Here is a 21958-nt window from a genome sequence, read left to right as displayed (position 1 = left end):
CGTGGCCAGCCACGAGAATATCTTCACCCCCGGTGGCAACTGCTAAGCTTCGATCTGGCGGCGCTCAACCTGCACGGAGGCGGGCGATTGTGATCAATTTCGTTGGCAATTCGAGTGCGGACATCGTTCCCGAGCCTCTTGGCCGGGAAGAGGTGGAGCGGGTGCTCGCGCTGTTATTGGCCAGCCCGTTGTTCGCCAAGTCCCGGCGGATGGGCAGCCTGCTGCGCTTCCTGGTCGAGCACGACCTCCAATTTTCCAACACGCCTCTTACCGAGCACGCCATCGGCATCGCGGTGTTTCGCCGTGACCCGGCGGTCTACTGCACGGGCGATGATCCCGTGGTGCGGGTTCAGGTAGGCCGGTTGCGGCGCAAGCTCGCCAGTCATTACGCCACGTTTGGCCAACAGGATCCGGTGCGTCTGAGCATACCGGCCGGTTGTTATCGGCTGGCGTACCAGCGGCAAAGACCCAGGGCGACCGGCACGCGCCATCCTGTCCTGCAACTCCAGCCGTTTACCTGCATCACCCGCGACGGCGACGACTTTACCCAGGGCTTGTGCGAAGAGTTGAGCTGCAGGCTGTTCGAGTCGTTCGAACAGACGCAAACGCCGGCGAACCATGTGCTGATGAAGGTGCCACGAAGCAGCGTAAAAGCACCAGACCTGGGGCGCGCCAGGCGCGGCAGCTATTCCCTGGAGGGCAGCGTGCGGGTGGAACCTGCGCGTGTCCGGACCTCGGTACGCTTGATTGATGTCGCTCAGGGGCGAATCCGTTGGTCAGCGCAATTTGATCGCAATCGACCCTACGGCATCGCCACTCAGGAAGATCTGGCCGAGTCCATCTGCCGCTCGTTGACGGGCTATTTCGCCAAGGGTGGCAGTGACGATTGATGAGCAGAGGGGCAACCGCAAGGTTGCCCCGGATGTTGGCGTTACACGACAGTCCAGCTACCGCCAGAGTAGAGGCGGGTCGCACTATTATCGAAGGTCAAATCGATTTCGATTGATTGCGAGCGCGAGGTGCTGAACATGGTGCTGGTCTGCACGTTCTGTTCGAACCACACCAGAATGGTCTCGACGGGGGTTAGCACGGTCTGGCCGGTGACTACTTGTGCCGAGGCCACGTAGATGGGTGTGCTGATCTGCTTGCCATCGATGCCCGTGGACAATTGGCTGATGCCGGGGTGGATCGCACCGTAGTTGTTCACGAGGGTGATGGAGGTGTCGGGGCCACCACTCGTTGCCGAACCCAGCAGGCCGGCATTGTCGAGTATCGACTGTTGGCCCAGTCCGATATTGACGATGTTGGTCGACACATCGACTTGAACGTTGGCCTGGAAAACGTTGGACCCGAACAACTGATACTGGGGCGTCCAGCTGAAAGTGCTGTTGCTCAGGTACTGGACGTAGGACTGCCAGACCACGTTGTAGGCTTCATTTCCGACCTTCTTGGCAAAGCACAGCTTGTAGCCTGATTGTTTGAGCAAGGTCAGGTCACCGGCAGCGATCTGAATCTTGACCGACTTTTGGGTGGCCGCCAGGGTCGAGGTCAGCACCTTGCTGTAGTCGGTGGTCTTCAGGGCCGTTGAGGCGACGCTCTGGAACGACTTGAAGGCCTCTTGTACGTCATTGTGCAGCTGCTGGCTTTGTTCGCTTACTGCTTTTGACTGACTCATGGTTTCCCTCTTCCTTGGTGGTGTGTTGGGCAATCAATGGGCAGCGGGCATCGAATTCGACAAGGGATCTGGCAGCACCCGTGACACGTCTTCCATGCCTCCACCGGCGGAGGCGGGCGGTGCTGGTGATGTGTCACAACCCTGTAAGCACATTGACGGCTTCACGGTAGGCGGGTCGCGCAGCGCGGCGAAGTGTCTTGGCGTAACAGTCTGGAGGGTCATGGGCGCCGGTGCAGATCATGAAGTAACAGCCTGCGTAACGACGTTGTATCAATGGGGCGCAGCTATCGCTCAGGTGGCCTGAGTCGACGGTATCAGCGTTTGGGCAGATTCCAGCGTTTGCGAAAGTGCTCGTATTCCACCTCGGGCATTTGAACCAGCAAAGGGGACTGGCGAGGATCCAGCCAATTGAACAAGCGAGAAATATCCGCTTGATCCATGGCTGTGCAACCCAGCGTCGGGGAAGTGGCACCACGCCAGATGTGGAAGAAAATGCACGAGCCCGAGGCGGGGGACGCCGGTGTATTGTGCTCGATGAAAATGCCTTTTCGATACATGTCGTCATCGCGACGCATCCGTTCGGAGCTGTTCCAGTCTTTCGATACTGTCGCTCCGTCGACAAGCTCGTTATAGCGTGTCGAGTGGCTGTCATCCACGCATTCGATGGTCGATGTCAGCGCAAGGTAGGGCAGTTTGGTTTCGACCGTACTGTCGTAGCCAAAAGCCGTCCCCAGTTTGAATACCCCGGCGGGCGCTTTTCCATCGCCTTCACGTTTGACCGGACCTTCGCGTTGCTCAACGCTGCTTAGACCCTTGCCCCACGCCAGCCCGCTCTTGCCGACCACCACCGGAAACGGCGCTTGGTATTTTCGAAAGGTGTTTCCCTGCCGTTCATAGCGCTGGGCAGTGCCCTGGATGTCAGTCCAGTTTTTTGTGGTGACCACAATCAGCTGATGGCTGGTGTCGAGAGCAGCGCTTGCACCCAGCGGCGTGATGGGGAAGTCCATGACGTTCTTCGGCGAACCTTCCCCACTGTATGTGAAGTGCCACCATTCCTTCGAGTACCCGGTAAATCCTTCTTTCTCCATGGCCCGGCTGAGCTTCTGGCGATTGTCCCTGGCGGCTGCGTTGATCATCGGGTTGTCGGTATGCGCTCGCTCATCGAAGCAATCGAAACCTGTGCCCATATCGAGTGCGCCATCGCGCCAACGCTGGCCATAAGGGGCCGTGCAATCGACTTGCTCGGCTGACGGTGTCCAGCTATCGGCGGGCAGGGCATCCGGTCCGGTCAGTGTCAGATCCACGGTTGAGCCTTTGGAGTGGTTCGACACCCGTGCCACGTAACCCAGGCGCCAGAAGTCCTGCTTGTCCACGCGCGGATAGAACTCGGCCTTGCGGGGGTCACCCGGCACCAAAGCGAAGCGCCCCAGATCGGCAACGGCACGGCTGGGTCGATAACAGTCAAACACCTTCAAACCGTAGCCCTGCGCCTGCAATGCCGTTTGTACCCGAGCGAGGGCTTTTGCAGCCTCCAGCGATAACAGACACTCCCCAGCGGCGTAACCGTCGAGTGGGTGCCCGGTGAAGTTGTGCGCGCTGGCATAGCGAATGTCTTGCTCAATGCCCGGATCAATCGTATGCAAATAAACCATGTTCTCGGGTTGAGGCTCTGCACCGGCCATGCAGGGCACGACAATGCTCAAGCACAGGGCCCATCGCAGCCAGGGCCGCGCGAGCAGGGTGTGCGAGCGGAGCGAAAACAGTGTCGAGGCGGGCAGAGGCACGAGGGTGCAGGGATAGCGCATGCGGTGCTCCAAAAAGAGGCCGGTTCTCTAGCCAGATCAGGCGATGGGTCGAGTCGGTGACAGTAGCAACGCACGACCCGCTGCACCAGCCGCACCTGTTCAGCGCCGTATTGGCTGAATGGGCGTAAAGGAATAAAGCGGTAGCTAACCCTCGTTTCAGTCACCCGGTGACGTGGATGGGACGGGTCCGCTTCTACTTTTTTTGCGCAAACTGCGCAGCTAAAAGTGCGCAGTGACTGACCCGACGGCTGGCAGGCTTGTCGACAAGGGGACGCTCTGTGTGACTTTGGCCATCTGGGTGATTTCCACCTGCAACTTATCCTTGCCAAGCAGGTAGTCGGCCAGCTTCTGCGAAAACGGCCAGTAGTTCAGTTCGGCAGTCAAGGTGAGCGGCCCGACGGCGTCGGCCGGCACCAGGAAGGAGAACGCCCCAATATCGTAGCCCTTGGGCAGAATGCGGTTGTCCGAGAGAATTTGCGTGGCATTCCAGACCTCGACGTCCAATGGATTGCCGTCCTTGTCGCCTATGTGCACTTTGAAATTTCGCGTGTTGTCCTCGGTCTTGCCGTCCTTGATCGAGCCCAGCCGATAGAGCTCGCGACCACTGGCATCCAGCACCCGGAAATCGATCCACATCTCCCGTCCCTCCGGAAAGCCGGTCGGCAGCTTGTGCCCGGCGCCGACATTGGAAACTTTCACGGCTACCGAGGTGTATTGCCCGGGAATGATGGCTGCCGGCAGTTGCTGGAACTTTATTTCCCCCGCGCTCGCGAGCATGTCGCGTGAGCGTTGCGCGCCCGCATCCTGACCGAGATGCTTGAGCATCATAGCGTTGGCTCCGCTGAACCAATGCGAGGCGACCTGCTCGCGGTCTGGCCCCATGATCGCGGCCTTACCCGCAAAACCCGGCATATGGCAGCTCTGGCAGGTTATATCGTTGAGGCTGTAGGCGCTCTCCTGCCATTCGTCATAGGTTCGCTCGACCGCCACACTGCTGAACGGGTGCGTGACGTTGTGGCAGGTGCCGCAAAAGTCCGAGCGCGTGTGCAGAGCGGAATATACGGTGTCGTGATAGGGCGAAACGGCATCTTTACGCGGGCCGAACTTAGTCGGTTTACCGTGCGCTCGAGGGCTCAGGACATAGGCGCCGTTATCGAGGCCCGTGCGAGCACTAATGTTGTGGCAGGTCTCGCAATCGACCCCAGGCATTGGATGATTTTTCGTGCTGTCTTCAATCGAGGAGCGATTGATTTCCGAATTGATTTGCCCGGTCGTGAGGCCGATCGGGGTATGGCAGCCGGTGCAGAAGTTATCGACCTTCCCCTCGGTGGCCGAACTCGCACGCTTGAGCAAGGCCCGATAGATGGGTTCATCCCAGGCTTGGGACATCATCGATGAGCGCCACTGCTTGTAGATCTCCGTATGGCAAGCGCCACATACCTGAGCATTGTCGAAGTCTTTTACATTCAAAACCAGATTGCCGGGGGTATTGGCCCGATGCGGAAAGAACGGCATCGCGCCATTCACATGCATGAGCGTGGAGCGTGCAGGCTCCAGCCACTTCTCATTACCCTGATTGTCATTGCCCTGAGGTTCGTCGGCCGCCACCAGCGTTACCGTAAGCAGGCAGGCTAGAAAGCATAGAAAACGGCGAACGAATGGTCTGATCACCCGGACGATCAGGTTGTGGACAAAGGCTGCCAGTAATTCACTTGGCCTGGGCGCGTGTTTGCATGTGGGGTTGTGGTTCATAAGAGTTTCCCCAAGACGGTTGCAGAGGATGACTGCAGCACTTCCATTGAGTTGACAGGATTACTTCATCCTGCAAGCCATTGGTTATATGTACGGCTCCTCGACTCTCCACCTTTCATGAACGGGAGAAGCTCACTCGGTAATGACGTTGCAAGGACTGTGACAAAATATGTGCAATGACCTGAAGGTCCAGCAAACATTGGTTGGAGGCTGAGTTTTTTGCTGATCGAGACGCGAATACTGCGGGGGAACTGCACCCATTAGTGGGGGAGTTCACTCCGGAATCGGGGGGGGGGTAATGCCGATCAGTTTAGCCGTAACACGATCTGCAGCTGGCGAAGCCTGCGTTCGGCTGCTACAAGGTTTGTGTTGCGGCTGAAATGGCTTAACTGATCGGCATTACGCTGTTGTGCCTGGGTTTTGCCGACCACCTTGTAAAAATTGCCGCGCAAGTAAAAGTCAGTTGGTGACCAATAGTTCCGGGCCGAGGTAGTCGTTGATGTGGTCGATATCGTCGTCGCCCAGACTGCCCACCGAAGACGCCAGGCGCAGGTGCGACATCAAATAGCGCACCTTGGCCTCGAACAGATCGTGGCGCGCAACGAAGAGCAGCTCTTCGGCATTGAGGACGTCCGAGTTGGTGCTGGTGCCCCCCTCTTTGAAGCCCTTGCGTGTCGAAGCCAGCGAGCGTTCGTTGGACTCCACAGCCCTCTCCAGCGCGTGAACACGTTTGGTGCCGCTCTGTACGCCCTGATACTCACGGGTGGTTCCGGAGATGACTTCCTGTCGCGTGGCGTCGAGTTCGTCCAGGGCCTTATAGCTATTGGCACTCGCCTGGCGTGTCAACGCGCTGGTGCCGCCACCGTTGTACAACGGAAAGTTTACTTCCAGCCCGATTGAGGCGTAGCGGTTGCGTTGATTCAGCTCGGAGATTGATTGGCTCTCGCCCGCGGTGTAGCCGGCAACGAAATCCAGTGTCGGCCAGTGGCCAGCCCTGGCGCGTTTCACTTCTTCTTCAGCGAGGTCGCTGCTATGACGGCGCGCCTGGATCAGCGGGCTGTCGGTCTGGGCTTTGACCAACCAGTCCTGCAGGTTGCTCGGTAGCAGCGGTGGTGTATTGAAGCTCGGGCGTAAGGTGGTCACCGATTCGGGGGTTTCACCGATAAATTCCTCAAGCTTGCGGCGCGCGTTGACCAGGTTGTCCTGCGCTTCGATCAGCTCGGCCTCGGCGAGGTCGCGGCGAGCGACCGACTCGTCGATGTCGGTGACGGTGCCGGCCCCCAGCTCCATACGCCGTTTCGCCGAAGCGAGTTGCTCATCGAAGGCGCTCAGCTTGGACTTGGCCAGGACGATGGTTTCGCTGGCCAGAAGCACGTCGAAATAGCTTTCGGCCAGGCGCACCGCGGCGTCCTGACTCTTGGCGTCGAACACCGCGACGCTGTAGTCGGCACGCTGTTTACCTTGGCGGTACTCGGCCATTTTCTGTTTGTTGAACAGCGGCTGGCGCAAGCGCACGTTAGCGCCCTTGGAGGTGTAGTCGAGATCCCTTTCGATGCCGCTCTGGCGCTGGGTGCCATTGACCTTGTTGTCGTAGGCCGAGGCACTGATCTGCGGTAGCAAACCCGCCAAGCCGATGGCGCGGTTTTCCACACCGGCCTCCTTTTCATGCACGGCGGATCGATAGACGGGGCCTTGGAACTGCAACAGATCCCAGGCTTGTTTGAGGTCCATGGCGCTGACCGGGAGAGACAACGCTAACAGGCAGAAGATCAGGCAATGACGATCCATTTCATTGTTCCTTGAAGGAGCTGTCAACACGCTCAAGCATTGGTTTGAGAAGATAGCTCATCATGTTGCGCTCGCCAGTCTTGATGGTGACGCTGGCGGGCATACCGGGACGAATGTGATTACTGCCAAGCAGGCTCATGCCATCGGGCGTGACTTCTACCTGAGCCAGATAGAACGGTTGCTTGCTTTCCTCGTCGAGCAGGCGGTCGGCGGAGACGGTCTTCACGCGGCCGGGTATGTTGGGCGTCCGGGCATGGTTGAAGGCCGGGAAGGCAATGTCCACGGCCAGGCCAGGGACCATCTTGTCGATGGCTTGCACGGGAATCATCGCGTCGACCTGCAGTGGTTCGTTGTCCGGAACGATTTCCATGATCTTGAAGCCGGGCTGAATGATCCCGCCGATGGTCGCAATGCTCAGGGACTGGACCATGCCATCGATGGGCGATCGAATCACCGTGTGGGTCACTTCATAGTCCAGCGCACGCAAGCGGTCGGCCAAGGTGGTGTTTTCCTTGGCGGTGTCGGTGAGCTGCGATTCGACTTCCTTCAGGTAATCGTGCTGGCGCTGCAGGATGCGCAGCTTGATTTCGGTGGTCTGGCTACGCACGCGAGCGATGTTATTGAGGTTCTCGGCCTGGCCGGCGGAGAGGTCGGCATTGCTGCGTTCCAGCTCAAGCAGACGGTTGCGCGGCACATAGCCTTCGGCCGCCAGCACGCGGGTGCCTGTTAGTTCCTGGTTGAGGAAGTTGATCTGCGAGGCGCGGGCGCCATAGACCTGCTGCAGACCCTTGAGCTGCACCGCCGACGCCGCGAGGTTTTCCTGCAGGATGCTGATTTCGCCAGCGAGGCCGGCGCGCCGGGTGTCCAGCAGGCGTTGTTGCAGATCCATGGCGGCCACCAGGCGGTGGTCATTCCCGAAGCGTTTGAGCAATTGGGGATCGTAGTTCACCACATCGCGGCCGTCACGTTCCGCTTCCAGGCGGTTTTCCACCGTCTTGCTGACGATGTATTGGGCGCTGACCGCACCCTGTTCGGCAACGGCACGCAGCGAGTCGAGGCGGACCACCTCCTGGCCTTTTTTCACTGCATCGCCTTCGCGAATAAGAATGGCCTCCACGGTGCCGCCGCTCAGATGCTGCACGGCTTTGCGATTGCTGGTGACTTTTACCGTGCCTGTCGCTACCACGCCGGCATCCAGCGGCGCCAGCCAGCACCACAGGAGGAAGCCGCCGAAGCCGGCGAGCATCAGCAACATGCCCCAGCGCACGGGTTTACCGACGTCCAGATCCACTACGTTCCTGGGATCGGCGCGAATCATCTCGGTGGTTTGGTTCATTTGCATGATCGGTCACTCCTGTGCTTTGACGGAGGCCAGCGGAGTTGAGGCGCCTGCAGGCATCACACTGGCCTTGCGCAGCGCTGCGAATACTTCGTCGCGAGTCCCGAGCATCTGCACGCCGCCGTCGCGCAGCATCAGGACCTTATCGACGGCGCAGAGCACATTGGGACGGTGGGAAATCAGAATGACGGTGGCACCGCGGTTTTTGAGTTGGGCCAGCGCATCGACCAAGGCCTTTTCACCGACGTCGTCGAGGTTGGCGTTCGGTTCATCCAGCACAATCAGATTGGGTTCTCCATACAGCGCGCGGGCCAAGGCGATCCGTTGCTTCTGGCCACCGGAAAGCGGGCTGCCATCGGTGCCCAGACGGGTCTCATAACCCTGCGCCAAACGCAGGATCATCTCGTGCACTCCAGTCGTCCTGGCGGCGCGGATGACCGCGTCGCTGTCCACTTCGCCAAAGCGTGCAATGTTGTCGGCGATGGTGCCCTCGAACAGCTCCACGTCCTGTGGCAGGTAACCGAGCCAGGGGCCAAGTTCGCCCTTGTTCCAGGTGAATATGTCCGCGCCGTCCAGGCGCACCTTGCCGGCCTGGGCCGGCCAGACGCCGACCAACAGGCGGGCGAGGGTGGATTTGCCCGAGGCGGATGGACCGATAATGCCAAGGCTTTCGCCGGGAGAAAGGTTGAAGCTCACCCCGCGCAGAATCGTATTGCTGGTGCCAGGGGCACCGGCGTACACATTCTCCACCGCCAGCATGCCCAGCGGCCGCTGCAGCGACATGCTCGGTGACCGGCGCGGATAGTCGTTCAGCATCTCGTTCAAACGGCCCCAAGCCGAACGGCAGCCAAGCAGCTGCTTCCACGACGCGATGACTTGTTCCACCGGGCCCAACGCGCGGCCGGTGAGGATCGAGCAAGCAATCATCATCCCGGGGGTGATCTTGCCTTCGATCGCCAGCAGCGCGCCGGCGCCGAGGATCAGCGACTGCAACGTGATCCGCACGAAGCGCCCGGTGCTGCTGATCAGGGCGGCACGGTCGGAGGCCAGGGTCTGCATTTCCAGAATGCGCAAATGGCTTTGGTACCAGCGCTTGCCGATCGACGGCAGCATGCCCATGGCCTCGATGACCTCGGCGTTGCGCAGGTTGTTGTTGGCGTAGCTGGCGGAGGAGAGGGCGGCCTGATTGGCTTCGGCCAGCGGCTTTTGCGTCGCCTTCTCGGTGAGATAAGCCAGGCTCACCAGAATCAGCGAGCCGATCAGCGTGACCAGTCCGAGCAGCGGGTGGATCAGATAGGCGACCAGCAGGTAGATCGGCGTCCATGGCGCATCAAAGAAAGCGAACAGGCCATTGCCGGTGAGGAACTGACGCACCTGCGCGAGATCCTGCAGGGCCTGGGCCGGATTACCTCCGGCGCGGCTCAGGTTGCGCTCGAATGCTGCGGTGAAAATGCGTCGATTGAGGTCCATGTCGAGGCAGTTGCCGACCCGGATCAGCACGCGGGTGCGGAACATTTCCAGCGTGGCCATCAGCAAGAACAGGCCTATCACCAGAATGGTCAACATCGTCAACGTTGTGACGTTGCGACTGACCAAGGCCCGATCGTAGACCTGCAGCATATAAATAGCTGGCGTCAACATCATGACGTTGATGACGCCGCTGAACCCTGCCAACGAGTAAAAACTGCGGCGAAGTCGAAAAAGCGCGTCAGCCAGTTCGGATCGAATGCTCGATTGTTTGTGCATTTGGGTGACCCCTCTTCGAAAAGCCGTTAGCCCTTGCGGCGCGACAGCTAACAGATGTAGTCCGCAGGCAGCTGGTCGATACGCAGGGTGGTCGCTCTAGGGCGGGATCTCCTGCAAATCTCTGCGTTGCTTTCCTAGGCAGCAGCGTAGGTGGCGTCGAAACAATCGGAAATAACATTTCGCTCTAATGCTGCGAAGAACTGTCTATTAGTCTTTTGAAAACAGCTAGTTGAGAAGTCAAATACCAATCGTCTGTTTTGTGCGGCATAAAATTGACAATTTTTTACTATGCAACTTTAGTCCTACTCAATTGAGGGAGCCGCCCGCCTGGAGCCTGTCAACTTTTTGGCAACGCAAGGCACGGTGATTTTCCCGAGGGAGGGCACCATGTTGATTATTTCGTTCTTCTGCGGAGTGAAGGGGCTGTTCAGGAAGTTCGCCGTTACTTCAAGTTTCCATGGCCCACCCAGGGCTCGGGTTCGCTCTGCCTAATCGCTCAGCGAGCCATTCTTTCGCGAATTCCAGGCGCGCATCCCGGGGGGCCGTGTAACGGCTTTGCCATCCCGCGCCAGCGCTCGCCAAAAACAAAAGAACCAACACACTGCGCAAGCCAGCACCGGACTGGGCGTGGGAGGATTCTTATCGTCCCGTGTCCTTTCCCCAAAGAGATCGAGGGCAATCAAAATGGCCAATTTCAACAAGTCGGACCTGGAGTTCATCCTCAAGCAAATCTTCATCGCAGAAGCGCATGCCGACGGCGCCAGCCTCAGTGATTTGCTACCCAACAGTCAGGTGCCATTCGGCCTGCGCACCGTCGATGGCAGCTACAACAACCTGGTCGCCGGGCAAAGCGAGTTTGGCGCCGCGGACAATTCCTTCCTGCGCCTGCTTGATGCCCAGTATCGAGCGGCCTATGCCGCGTCAGGGAATGTGGTTGACCCGCAGCCACGGATTATCAGTAACCTGATTGTCGACCAGACCGCCAACAACCCGGCCGCAGTGGCGGCGAACGGCGGTGCAGACCCGGTGATCAGCCCCGGTCTGGATGGCGTGTTCGGCACGGCCGACGACAAGGAAGTGTTCTTCATCCCCAACGTGTCGCCGGACGCCGGTCTGACCGCCGGCTTCAACTCGTGGATGACCTTCTTTGGCCAGTTCTTCGACCACGGCCTCGACCTGGTCACCAAGAGCAGTACCGACTTCGTGTTTATTCCGCTGCAGTCGGACGATCCGTTGTTCGTGCCGGGCAGCCCGACCAACTTCATGGTGCTGCCACGTGCAGTGCATACCCCCGGCGCGGACGGAATACTCGGCACTGCCGATGATGGCCAGCCCAACACCACCTCGCCGTTCGTAGACCAGAGCCAAACTTACAGCTCGCACCCCTCGCATCAGGTGTTCCTGCGCGAGTATGTCCTCAACGCGGCAGGTGACCCTGTTGCAACGGGACGCTTGATTACCAACCGCGATCTCGGCGCCGATGGCAAGTTCGGCACTGCCGATGATGGCGACGGCACAAATGGCGGCATGGCGACCTGGGCAGTGGTCAAGGCCCAGGCCCGTGACATTCTCGGCATCAACCTGACCGACGCCGATGTGCACAGCGTTCCGCTGCTGGCAACCGATGCATATGGCAACTTCATCCGGGGCTCGAGCGGCATGCCGCAGGTGGTGATGCGCGTCAGTAACGGTACTGACGGTATTGCCGGAACGGCTGATGACGTCACTCAACTGGTCGAAGGCAATCGGGATGTTCCGATCAGTCTGGCCAGCGCGGTGAGCACCGGCCATGGCTTCCTCGACGACATCGCTCACAATGCCGCGCCGGTAGTCGTGGGCGGGGTTCTGCAGGCGGATGCTGACGCCGATGTCGGTAATGCGCAGCTGGTTGGCGCGGGCGGCAACAACCTGACCTACGACAACGAACTGCTCGACGCTCACTACATAGCCGGCGACGGCCGGGTGAACGAGAACATCGGCCTGACGACCGTGCACCATGTGTTCCACTCCGAACACAACCGCCTGGTCCAGCAAACCAAGGACACTCTCCTTGCTGCCGGCGATCTGGCCTTCCTCAATGAGTGGCTGGTGGACGACGTGACCGCGATTCCGACTACACCCGCCGGAATCGCGGCGTTGGTGTGGGACGGCGAACGCCTGTTCCAGGCCGCCAAGTTCGGCACCGAGATGCAGTACCAGCACCTGGTGTTCGAGGAGTTCGCGCGGACCATTCAGCCGCAGATCGACGAATTCCTTGCCCCCAACGGGTATGACACCTCGATCAACCCGGCCATCCTCGCCGAGTTCGCCCACGTGGTGTATCGCTTCGGTCACTCGATGTTGACCGAGACCGTCGATCGCTTCGACCCCGAATTCAATCCGCTCCTCACTGACCCGAACAACCCGGACTCGCAAATGGGTCTGATCGCGGCCTTCCTCAACCCGCTGGCGTTCGCCGGCAGCGGGGCGACTGCGGACGAAGCGGCAGGGGCGATCATTCGCGGTGTGACCCGTCAGCTTGGCAACGAGATCGACGAGTTCGTCACCGAGGCGTTGCGCAACAATCTGCTCGGTCTACCGCTCGATTTGCCGGCCCTGAACCTGGCGCGTGGTCGCGACACTGGCATCCCCACGTTGAATGAAGCGCGCCGTGAGATGTACGCATCAACCGGCGACAGCCAACTCAAGCCGTACATCAGTTGGGCTGACTTTGCGGACCACCTCAAGCACCCCGAGTCGTTGGTCAACTTCATCGCTGCCTTTGGCACGCATGACACGATTACGTTGGCGACCACACTGGCAGACAAACGCGCTGCAGCCTTGGCGCTGGTATTCGGCGGTGCTGGTTCACCGGCTGACCGCCTGAGCTTCCTCAACAGCACCGGTGACTATGCCAACGTAACGCTGGCCGGCAAGGATGGGCTGCTGGGTACTGCCGACGACGTGACGGGTGTGACGATCACAGGCCTTGACGACATCGACTTCTGGGTCGGTGGCCTCGCCGAAGAGAAGATGCCGTTCGGCGGCATGCTCGGCTCGACGTTCAACTTCGTGTTTGAAACCCAGCTGGAGGCGTTGCAGAACGGCGACCGTTTCTACTACCTGTCGCGTACCGCGGGCCTGAACTTCGGCACCGAGTTGGAGAACAACTCCTTTGCCAAGCTGATCATGCTCAACACCGATGTCACCCACCTGGCGAACACCGTGTTCCTGACGCCGACCTACACCCTCGAAGTGAATCGGGCCAATCAGTTCACTAACCTTGGCGCGGACGGCAGCGCCGACCCGACAGGCGGCCTCATGATCAACGGCGTGGAAATCGTGCCACTGGTGATCCGCGACAACCCCGACACCCCTGGTCTGGACAATAATTATCTGCAGTACACCGGTGAAGACCATGTCGTCCTGGGCGGTACCGCCGGTAATGACATCATCATCTCCGGTGACGGCGATGACACCCTTTACGGCGACGGCGGTAACGATCGCCTCGAAGGCGGCGCCGGGAATGATGCGGTACTGGGTGGCGCGGGCGATGACATCATCACCGACTCGTTTGGCGACAACCGTCTGGAAGGTAATGCCGGTAACGACGTGATCGTGGCCGGTAGCATGGGGGTTGCAGGCAACCTGATCCTGGGTGGCGATGGCCAGGACTTCATCGTCACCACCGAAGACATCACCACCACCTTCGGCGGTCAGGGTGACGATTTCATCCTCGGCGCCAAGACCAACCTGCCACCTACCGGCAACGAAGGTGATGACTGGATCGAGAAAGGCACCCAGGACGGTGCGCCTGGCGATAACGCTGCGCCGTTGCTCACTGACGATACGATCGGCAACGACATCTTTGTCGGTGGTGGTGGCTTCGACGAAATGATCGGCGAGGGTGGCGATGACATCTTTGTCGGCAGCGATGCCCAGGACAAGATGGATGGCATGTCGGGTTTCGACTGGGTGACCTACAAAAATGACAGGGTCGGCGTGACCGTTGACCTTGCCTTGGCCGCGCTGGCGCAGCCACACGGCAATGCGCCAAACCAGAACACCGGGGTGTTCAATCCGGTCGGCGCCTCGCCGGCCTCGATTCTCGACCGTTTTGCCGAGGTCGAAGGTTTGTCCGGTTCGAAATACGGTGATGTGCTCAAGGGCGATAATGTTGATGCGGTCACGATCATCAACCACGGTGGTGCCACGGGCGGTGCACTGACCAATGTGGCGTTGATCCGCGGACTGGAGCAGTTTCTGGCCGATGCCGGCTTGCCGACCACCGGTTTTGCCACGGGCAACATCATTCTCGGTGGCAATGGCAGTGACCTGATCGAGGGCCGCGGTGGCGATGATCTGATCGATGGCGACAAATGGATCAACGTCAGAATTGCAGTCTATGCCCCCGGCGACGTCAACCATACCGGCCCCGAGATCGCCAGCTTCGACAGCATGGTCGATATGATTCCGTTCATGCTGGACCGCACGTATAACCCGGGGCAGCTCAAGGCCGTGCGGGAAATCCTTCCCGGCACCTCGACGGGCGGGGCGGCCTTTGACACCGCCATTTTCTCCGGGCTCCAGTCCGAGTATGTGGTGACGCAGGACACACGCGGCACCGCCAATGTGGCGGACGATGTCTGGACGGTGACCGATACCGTAGCGGCTCGCGACGGCACCGATACCCTGCTGCATATCGAACGCCTGCAGTTCGCCGATACCCAGCGAGTGCTGGTGTCGGCGCAGAATGCGCAACCGACGGGCAGGCCGACCGTCGCGGATGGAAACGGCGGCGCGATCACAGTGGGCGACACACTGACGGTGAGCATGGCCGGTGTGCGCGATGCCAACAACATGACGGTGGGTAACCTGCAGGGGTTCGTCAACAACACCTCGGTGTCCTACTATTGGCAGTTCGAAGCCGACCCCGGTACCGGCGTGTTCGAAGACATCATCCTGCTGCCTGCGGGTGACCTGGCGTTCCAAAGTGCTGATGGCACCTCGTTCAAGGTCTCGCCGGATCTTGCCGGGCTGACACTGCGGGTCAAGGCGATCTACCAGGATGGTCATGGCACGACTGAAGTGGTGTTCTCCCAACCGACCGGCGTGGTGGTTCCCGGCGCGCCGGTCGTGCCGACGGCGCAGGTACCGGTAGTCGATGCCACTGCGGGTGGCGCGGGCCTGCACATGGTCCGCTCCGACCTCAACTTCATCCTTGATCAGATCAAGATTGCCGAGGCAGACGCGGCCGGTCAGGACATCCTCTCGCTGATCCCGAATATCCGCGCGCCATTGGGCCTGCGTGCGGTCGATGGCTCGAACAACAACCTGATGAACCTCAATGGCATTAACAACACCGAGTTTGGTGCCGCGGATAACACCTTCCCGCGTTTGACCGATCCAGTCTTCAATCCGGCGGAAGGTGCACCTGCCGGGTTCTTTGGCCCCGGCTCGCCGGCCATCCCGGGATCGTCGTACCAGCAGAACAGCGGCTATGTATATGACTCGCAGCCGCGCACTATCAGTAATCTGATCGTCGACCAGACGTCGAACAACCCGGCGGCGTATGCCACGGCTTACGATGTGGGCGCGGACGGTGAGCTCAACTACGGCGTAGTGGGTAGCGGTAACGACGACGTGCTCAAGGATGGCGTACGGATAGTCGCCAGCCCCGGCATGGATGGTCAGTTCGGTACTGCTGACGACCACGATGTGTACCTGTTCGAGAACACCACGGCGGATGCGGGGTTGTCCGCGCCGTTCAACGCCTGGATGACCTTCTTCGGGCAGTTCTTCGATCACGGTCTGGACCTGGTGACCAAAGGCGGTTCGGGCACCATCTTCATCCCGCTGCAACCGGATGATCCGCTGTATGTGCAAGGCGGCCACGCTAACTTCATGGTGCTGACCCGCGCAACCAACCTGCCGGGGGCGGATGGCGTTCTCGGCACGGCCGATGACATCCATGAGCACACCAACACCACCTCGCCGTTCGTGGACCAAAACCAGACCTACAGCTCGCACCCATCGCACCAAGTATTCCTGCGCGGTTATGAGCTTACCGACAACGGCCCGATCGCGACCGGCAGGCTAATCACTAACCGTGACCTGGGGGCGGATGGCAAGTATGGTACCGCGGACGACACCGAAATCGGTGGTATGGCGACCTGGAAGGTGGTCAAGGCGCAGGCCAACGACATCCTGGGTATCCACCTTACCGATGCCGACGTCGATAACGCCCCGCTGTTGGCGACTGACGCCTATGGCAATTTCATCAAGGGGCCGAACGGCTTCCCGATGGTCGTGATGAAGGGGGCTGACGGTCTTGGTGGCACGGCTGATGACGTCCTTGTCGAAGGCAATCTGCTTTCCCCCATTAGCCTGACCAATGCTGTGCGCACCGGTCACCAGTTCCTCGTCGACATTAACAACAATGCAGCGCCGGTGTTCAGCGGTGGCGTGCTCGTGCCTGACGCGGATTCCTATATTGGCAACGCAGTGCCGTTCAATCCGCAGACCGGGGCCAACCTGGCCTACGACAACGAACTGTTGGATGCGCATTACATCGCTGGCGACGGCCGGGTCAACGAGAACATCGGCCTGACCACGGTGCATGCGATCTTCCACTCCGAGCACAATCGGCTGGTCGCGCAGACCAAGGACACCGTGCTCGATTCGGGTGACGTGGCTTTCCTGAACGAGTGGTTGCTCACTCCAGTGAGCGCGTTGCCAGCCAACCAGGCCGAGATCGATGCGCTGGTGTGGAATGGCGAGCGCCTGTTCCAGGCTGCCAAGTTCGGCACCGAGATGCAGTATCAGCACTTGGTGTTCGAGGAGTTTGCGCGGACCATCCAGCCCAGGGTCGACCTGTTCTTCGCACCGACCCAAGTCTATGACGTTGACCTCGATGCCTCGATCGTCGCCGAGTTCGCCCACACCGTGTACCGGTTTGGCCACTCGATGCTGACCGAGACCGTCGATCGCTTCGACGTCGATTTCAACGTGGTCGGCGATCCGAACAGCGGTGATCCTGATCAGCAACTTGGCCTGATCGCGGCGTTCCTCAACCCGTTGGCGTACGCCGCCAGTGGTGTGACGCCCGAGGATGCGACCAGTGCGATCGTGCGTGGGTTGACTCGGCAAACCGGTAACGAAATCGACGAGTTCGTCACCGAGGCGCTGCGCAACAACCTGCTCGGCCTGCCGCTCGACCTGCCTGCGATGAACATCGCCCGTGGCCGCGACGTGGGGATTCCTTCGCTCAATGCGATCCGCCGCGACATCTTCAGCCAAACCGGTGATACCCAACTCAAGCCTTACATCAGTTGGGTCGACCTGGTGCAGCACCTCAAACATCCGGAGTCGTTGATCAACTTCATCGCGGCCTATGGCACTCATGAAACGATCACGGCGGCGACCACGCTGGAAGAAAAACGCGCGGCAGCCATGGCGCTGGTATTCGGTGGTACGGGTGCGCCGGATGACCGCCTGGACTTCCTCAACGGCACCGATGCCTGGGCCAACGTAACGCTGGCCGGCAAGGATGGGTTGCTGGGTACTGCCGACGATCTGAAGGGTGTGACTGTCACGGGGGTCGATGCCATCGACCTCTGGATTGGCGGCCTGGCCGAAGAGAAAACCCCGTTCGGCGGCATGCTCGGCTCGACCTTCAACTTCGTGTTCGAGAACCAGTTGGAAAAACTGCAGGACGGTGACCGCTTCTACTACCTGGAGCGTACCGCTGGCCTGTCGATGAACGCCGAACTGGAAAGCAACTCGTTCGCCAAGCTGATCATGGCCAACACTTCGGCTACGCACTTGCCGGGCCTGGTGTTCTCGGACCCTGCGTACTATCTGGAAGTGGACAAGACCAAGCAGTACAACGATGGCCTGGGCTACGCCGATCCGCTTGACGACAACAATCATCAGGTGGTGTTCCGCGACAACCCGCTGACCGCGGGGCCGGACACCAACTACATCCGGTACTCGGGTGAAGAGCACATCGTGCTGGGCGGCACCAACTACGCCGACATCCTCATCTCGAGTGAGGGTGATGACACGGTCTGGGGTGACGGCGGCAACGATCGCATTGACGGCGGTTACGGCAACGACCAACTGCGCGGTGGCGCCGGCGACGACATCATCACTGACGTCGGCGGCGACGATAACATCCAGGGTGGCGACGGCAACGACGTGCTGCACGGTGGCAACGGCGTCAACCTGATCATTGGCGGGTTCGGCAATGACTTCATCATCACCGGCGAGGACGCTTCCGAGGCCATTGGTGGCCAGGGCAACGACTTCATCCTGGGCAGCAAAGCCAACGAACAGGACATGGGTAACGAAGGCGACGACTGGATCGAGAAGGGCACTTCGGACGGTGCACCTGGCGACAACTTCGACCCGGCTGGCAACGACACGGTGATCGGCAACGATGTGTTCATCGGCGGTAACGAGAACGATAAGTTCAATGCCGAAGGTGGCGACGACATCATGGTCGGCAGTCTCGGCCTGGGTGACCGCTATATCGGCGGCTCCGGCTATGACTGGGCGACCTTCAAGGGGCTCGCCCAAGGCGTGACCATCGATTACACCGACCGTTTTTTCGATGTTCCACCAATGCCGGGGTCGGGTGCTTCGGCGCTGGTACGTTTCGACATCGTGGAAGGTCTGTCGGGTTCATCGCACGGTGACTTCCTGCGCGGTGATAACGAAGATGCCACATCGCTGCCCACTGCGGGGGCAACCGGCAGTGTGCTGACCAACATCAACCTGATCAACGGCCTGGCTGATTTGCTGCCAGACGGAGCGACGTTCTACGACGGCGGCAACATCATCCTCGGCGGTAGCGGCAGCGACCTGATCGAAGGTCGCGGTGGTGACGACATCATCGATGGTGACAAGTGGCTGAACGTACGCATCAGCGTACGGGAACACGTTGATGGCACTGGCGCGGAAATCGCCACGTTCGACAGCATGGAGCCACTGGTGCCGTTTATGCTGAACGGTACTTACAACCCGGGCCAGTTGGTCATCGTGCGGGAGATTCTGACCGGCGATAACAGCTTCGACACCGCGCTGTACTCCGGTAATTTTGGGGAATACGGCATCGAGATCGATGGCGACACGGTCATTGTGACCGACTCGGTGGCAGGGCGTGATGGCGTCGATCGCCTGACGGGCATCGAGCGTCTGCAGTTCGCTGACGTTGCGCTGTCGTCCGGAGTCGGCACCGCGCAAAACAAAGACCCATCGGGTCATCTGGCAATCGTCGATGCTGCCACCGGTGTGCGTGACGAAACGCCTGTCGCCGGCCAGTTGCTGCGCGTCAGTGATCGGGGGGTACACGACGCGGACAACCAAAGCGTGGCTAATCCGACCGGTGCGGTGACCGGTGGGGTGGCTTACTACTGGCAGGTCGAAAACATTCCCGGCACGGGTGTCTATGAAGACATCACCTTTGTCGCCGCTGGCGAGGCATCGCGGGCGACTGGCACCACCTTCCGGGTGGGGGCCGATGAGGCGGGTCTGAACATCCGCGTCCGTGCGGTGTATCAGGATGCCAAGGGCACGCTGGAGATCGTCGACTCGTCCGGGAACAGTACACCGACCGAAGGGCCGAGCGTTATCGGGCTTGCCGTGCAGAACCAGGTGTTGACCGCTGACCCGTCGAGCATCATCGACCTCGATGGCTTGAGCAATCCGCAGTTCACCTACCAATGGCAGGCGAACGACGGGCTGGGCTTCGTCAACATCGCCGGCGCTACCGCTAGCACGTTCGCGCTTGGCCAGACTCAGGTCGGCCAGGAAGTGCGCGTGGTGATGGGTTACGTGGATAACTTCGGTGTGGCCGAAAGCGTTTCGTCCAACATCCTGGGGCCGGTGGACAACGTCAACGATGCACCGACTGCAGGGCCGACCGTCACCGGGCTTGCAGTGCAGAACCAGGTGTTGACTGCTAACCCGGCGAGCATCATCGACGTTGATGGACTCAGCAATCCGCAGTTCACCTACCAATGGCAGGCGAACAACGGGTCTGGCTTCGTCAACATCGCCGGCGCTACCGGTAGCACGTTCGCGCTTGGCCAGGCTCAGGTCGGCCAGGCAGTGCGCGTGGTGGTCGGTTACGTGGATGACTTCGGTGCGGCCGAAAGCGCTTCGTCCAACATCCTGGGGCCGGTGGCCAACGTCAACGATGCACCGACAGGCGCGTTGCTGATCAGCGATACGACACCGGATCAAGGGCAGGTGCTGACCGCACTGACGGGTGGGATTGCCGATCCGGATGGGCTGGGCACCTTCAGCTTCCAGTGGCAGCAAGGTGTCGGCGCGTCCTTCACTAACATCAACGGCGCGACTGCTGCGACCTTCACCCCTGGTGCGGCGCAGGTCAATCTGCAACTGCGAGTGATCGTGCGCTACACCGATGGCTTCGGCACGCTGGAGTCGGTGACCTCTGCGGCGACGGCGGCGGTTGCGGCACTTGGCGTGGTGCTGCAGGGCAACGCTTTGGCGAACACCCTCACCGGCACCGCGGGTAACGATGTGCTGCTTGGCCTGGGCGGGGACGATACGCTGAATGGCCTCGCCGGTATCGACCAGTTGTTTGGCGGCACTGGCAACGACATCCTCAACGGCGGAGACGACAACGACGTCCTCAATGGCGAGGACGGCAACGACACCCTCAACGGTGGGCTCGGCGCGGATGCCATGAACGGCGGTGCCGGCAACGACACGTTTGTGGTCGACAACGTCGGTGACGTTGTCGCCGAGGCGCTGGGTGGTGGTACCGATCTGGTGCAAACCAGCCTGACGACCTACCTGCTCGGTGCCAACGTCGAGAACCTGACCTATACGGGAGCCGGTAACTTCACCGGTACCGGTAACGCGCTAGCCAACACCATCACCGGCGGGGCGGGTAACGACCTCCTCAATGGCGGTGCGGGCGCTGACCGGATGGTGGGGGGCGCCGGAAACGATACCTACGTTGTCGATGCAGCCGCAGACGTGGTGGTCGAGGTGGCGGGGGGCGGTACGGACACCGTGCAGACCTCGCTGGCCAGCTACACGCTGGGCGCTAATGTCGAAAATCTGACCTACACCGGAGCCGGCAACTTCGTCGGCAATGGCAACGGGTTGAACAACGTCATCACCGCCGGAGCGGGTAATGACACCCTCAATGGTGGCGACGGCAACGACATCCTCACCGGTAACGGCGGTAACGACACACTGAATGGCGACGCCGGTAACGACCAACTGTTCGGTGGCCTTGGCACGGATACCCTCAACGGCGGCGCTGGCGATGACAGCCTCGACGGCGGTGATGGGGCGGATGTCTTGAATGGTGGAGCAGGCAACGATACGCTGCTCGGTGGTGATGCTAACGATACATTGTTGGGTGGTGCCGGCAATGACTCTATCGATGGCGGTACTGGCAACAATACGGTGACTGGCGGTGCCGGCAACGACGTGATGGTTGCCAGCAGTGGCAACGATATCTTCATGTTCGCAGCAGGCTTCGGGGTCGATCAGATCATCGGCTTCGATGCCAACGCGGTGGGAGGCCAGGACCGGCTCGATATTTCCGCGTTCGGCGTCACTGCTGCGACCTTTGCCGGCAACGTCATCATCACTGATGTCGGTGCGGATACCTTGATCAGCTCCGCAGGAATAGCTGACTCCATCCGCCTGGTCGGTGTGGCCGATGCAACAACCGTCACTGCCGCAGACTTCATTCTCGCCACTTGAGGTCCTGATCAGTACTGTCGCAGACGCGTGAAAGCGGAGGGGAGGGCATGGATGCCCTCCCTTTTCTTTTTAATAAAACTGGCCGTTTTTTAAGCTGGAAAAGGGTGAACCACAAGGATC

8 protein-coding genes are annotated in these 21958 nt (G+C 60.2%); 2 read left to right on the top strand and 6 right to left on the bottom strand.

The window, feature by feature from the left end:
- The first annotated feature begins 86 nt into the window (after positions 1 to 86).
- Positions 87 to 890, top strand: coding sequence for a hypothetical protein (locus ACYZT5_RS11405; protein WP_462052233.1), 804 nt, complete (start codon positions 87 to 89; stop codon positions 888 to 890).
- Positions 891 to 931: 41 nt separating this feature from the next.
- Here the strand turns inward: ACYZT5_RS11405 and ACYZT5_RS11400 are convergent, their stop codons facing one another.
- From ACYZT5_RS11400 to ACYZT5_RS11375, 6 genes are all read right to left on the bottom strand, one after another.
- A complete protein-coding gene (locus ACYZT5_RS11400; protein ID WP_462051189.1) occupies positions 932 to 1675 on the bottom strand; it encodes a hypothetical protein in 744 nt (247 codons plus the stop codon).
- A gap of 314 nt (positions 1676 to 1989) precedes the next feature.
- Entirely contained in the window at positions 1990 to 3480 is a 1491-nt protein-coding gene (locus ACYZT5_RS11395) for a M15 family metallopeptidase (protein WP_462051188.1), read from the bottom strand.
- Between the two features lie 219 nt (positions 3481 to 3699).
- Entirely contained in the window at positions 3700 to 5232 is a 1533-nt protein-coding gene (locus ACYZT5_RS11390; protein WP_462051187.1) for a multiheme c-type cytochrome, read from the bottom strand.
- 459 nt (positions 5233 to 5691) lie between these two features.
- Positions 5692 to 7020, bottom strand: a complete 1329-nt coding sequence (locus ACYZT5_RS11385) for a TolC family outer membrane protein (RefSeq protein ID WP_462051186.1) — start codon at positions 7018 to 7020, stop codon at positions 5692 to 5694.
- Between the two features lies 1 nt (position 7021).
- Positions 7022 to 8362, bottom strand: a complete 1341-nt coding sequence (locus tag ACYZT5_RS11380; protein WP_462051185.1) for an HlyD family type I secretion periplasmic adaptor subunit — start codon at positions 8360 to 8362, stop codon at positions 7022 to 7024.
- A gap of 6 nt (positions 8363 to 8368) precedes the next feature.
- Complete coding sequence (locus ACYZT5_RS11375) at positions 8369 to 10105, bottom strand: type I secretion system permease/ATPase (RefSeq protein WP_462051184.1); 1737 nt, start codon at positions 10103 to 10105, stop codon at positions 8369 to 8371.
- A gap of 684 nt (positions 10106 to 10789) precedes the next feature.
- Here ACYZT5_RS11375 and ACYZT5_RS11370 point away from each other — a divergent pair.
- The gene (locus tag ACYZT5_RS11370) at positions 10790 to 21838 is read left to right on the top strand and encodes a peroxidase family protein (RefSeq protein ID WP_462051183.1); all 11049 of its coding nucleotides are present in this window, start codon (positions 10790 to 10792) and stop codon (positions 21836 to 21838) included.
- The last annotated feature ends 120 nt before the right edge of the window (positions 21839 to 21958 follow it).

It is taken from the genome of Pseudomonas sp. LB3P14, from assembly GCF_054898045.1.
This window is presented reverse-complemented; position numbering and strand designations above follow the sequence as displayed.

What these genes read in the sequence shown, in the direction of transcription:
- ACYZT5_RS11385 (WP_462051186.1), bottom strand. Translation starts at nt 7,020, where the DNA reads ATGGATCGTCATTGCCTGATCTTCTGCCTGTTAGCGTTGTCTCTCCCG.
- ACYZT5_RS11390 (WP_462051187.1), bottom strand. Translation starts at nt 5,232, where the DNA reads ATGAACCACAACCCCACATGCAAACACGCGCCCAGGCCAAGTGAATTA.
- ACYZT5_RS11395 (WP_462051188.1), bottom strand. Translation starts at nt 3,480, where the DNA reads ATGCGCTATCCCTGCACCCTCGTGCCTCTGCCCGCCTCGACACTGTTT.
- ACYZT5_RS11370 (WP_462051183.1), top strand. Translation starts at nt 10,790, where the DNA reads ATGGCCAATTTCAACAAGTCGGACCTGGAGTTCATCCTCAAGCAAATC.
- ACYZT5_RS11400 (WP_462051189.1), bottom strand. Translation starts at nt 1,675, where the DNA reads ATGAGTCAGTCAAAAGCAGTAAGCGAACAAAGCCAGCAGCTGCACAAT.
- ACYZT5_RS11375 (WP_462051184.1), bottom strand. Translation starts at nt 10,105, where the DNA reads ATGCACAAACAATCGAGCATTCGATCCGAACTGGCTGACGCGCTTTTT.
- ACYZT5_RS11380 (WP_462051185.1), bottom strand. Translation starts at nt 8,362, where the DNA reads ATGCAAATGAACCAAACCACCGAGATGATTCGCGCCGATCCCAGGAAC.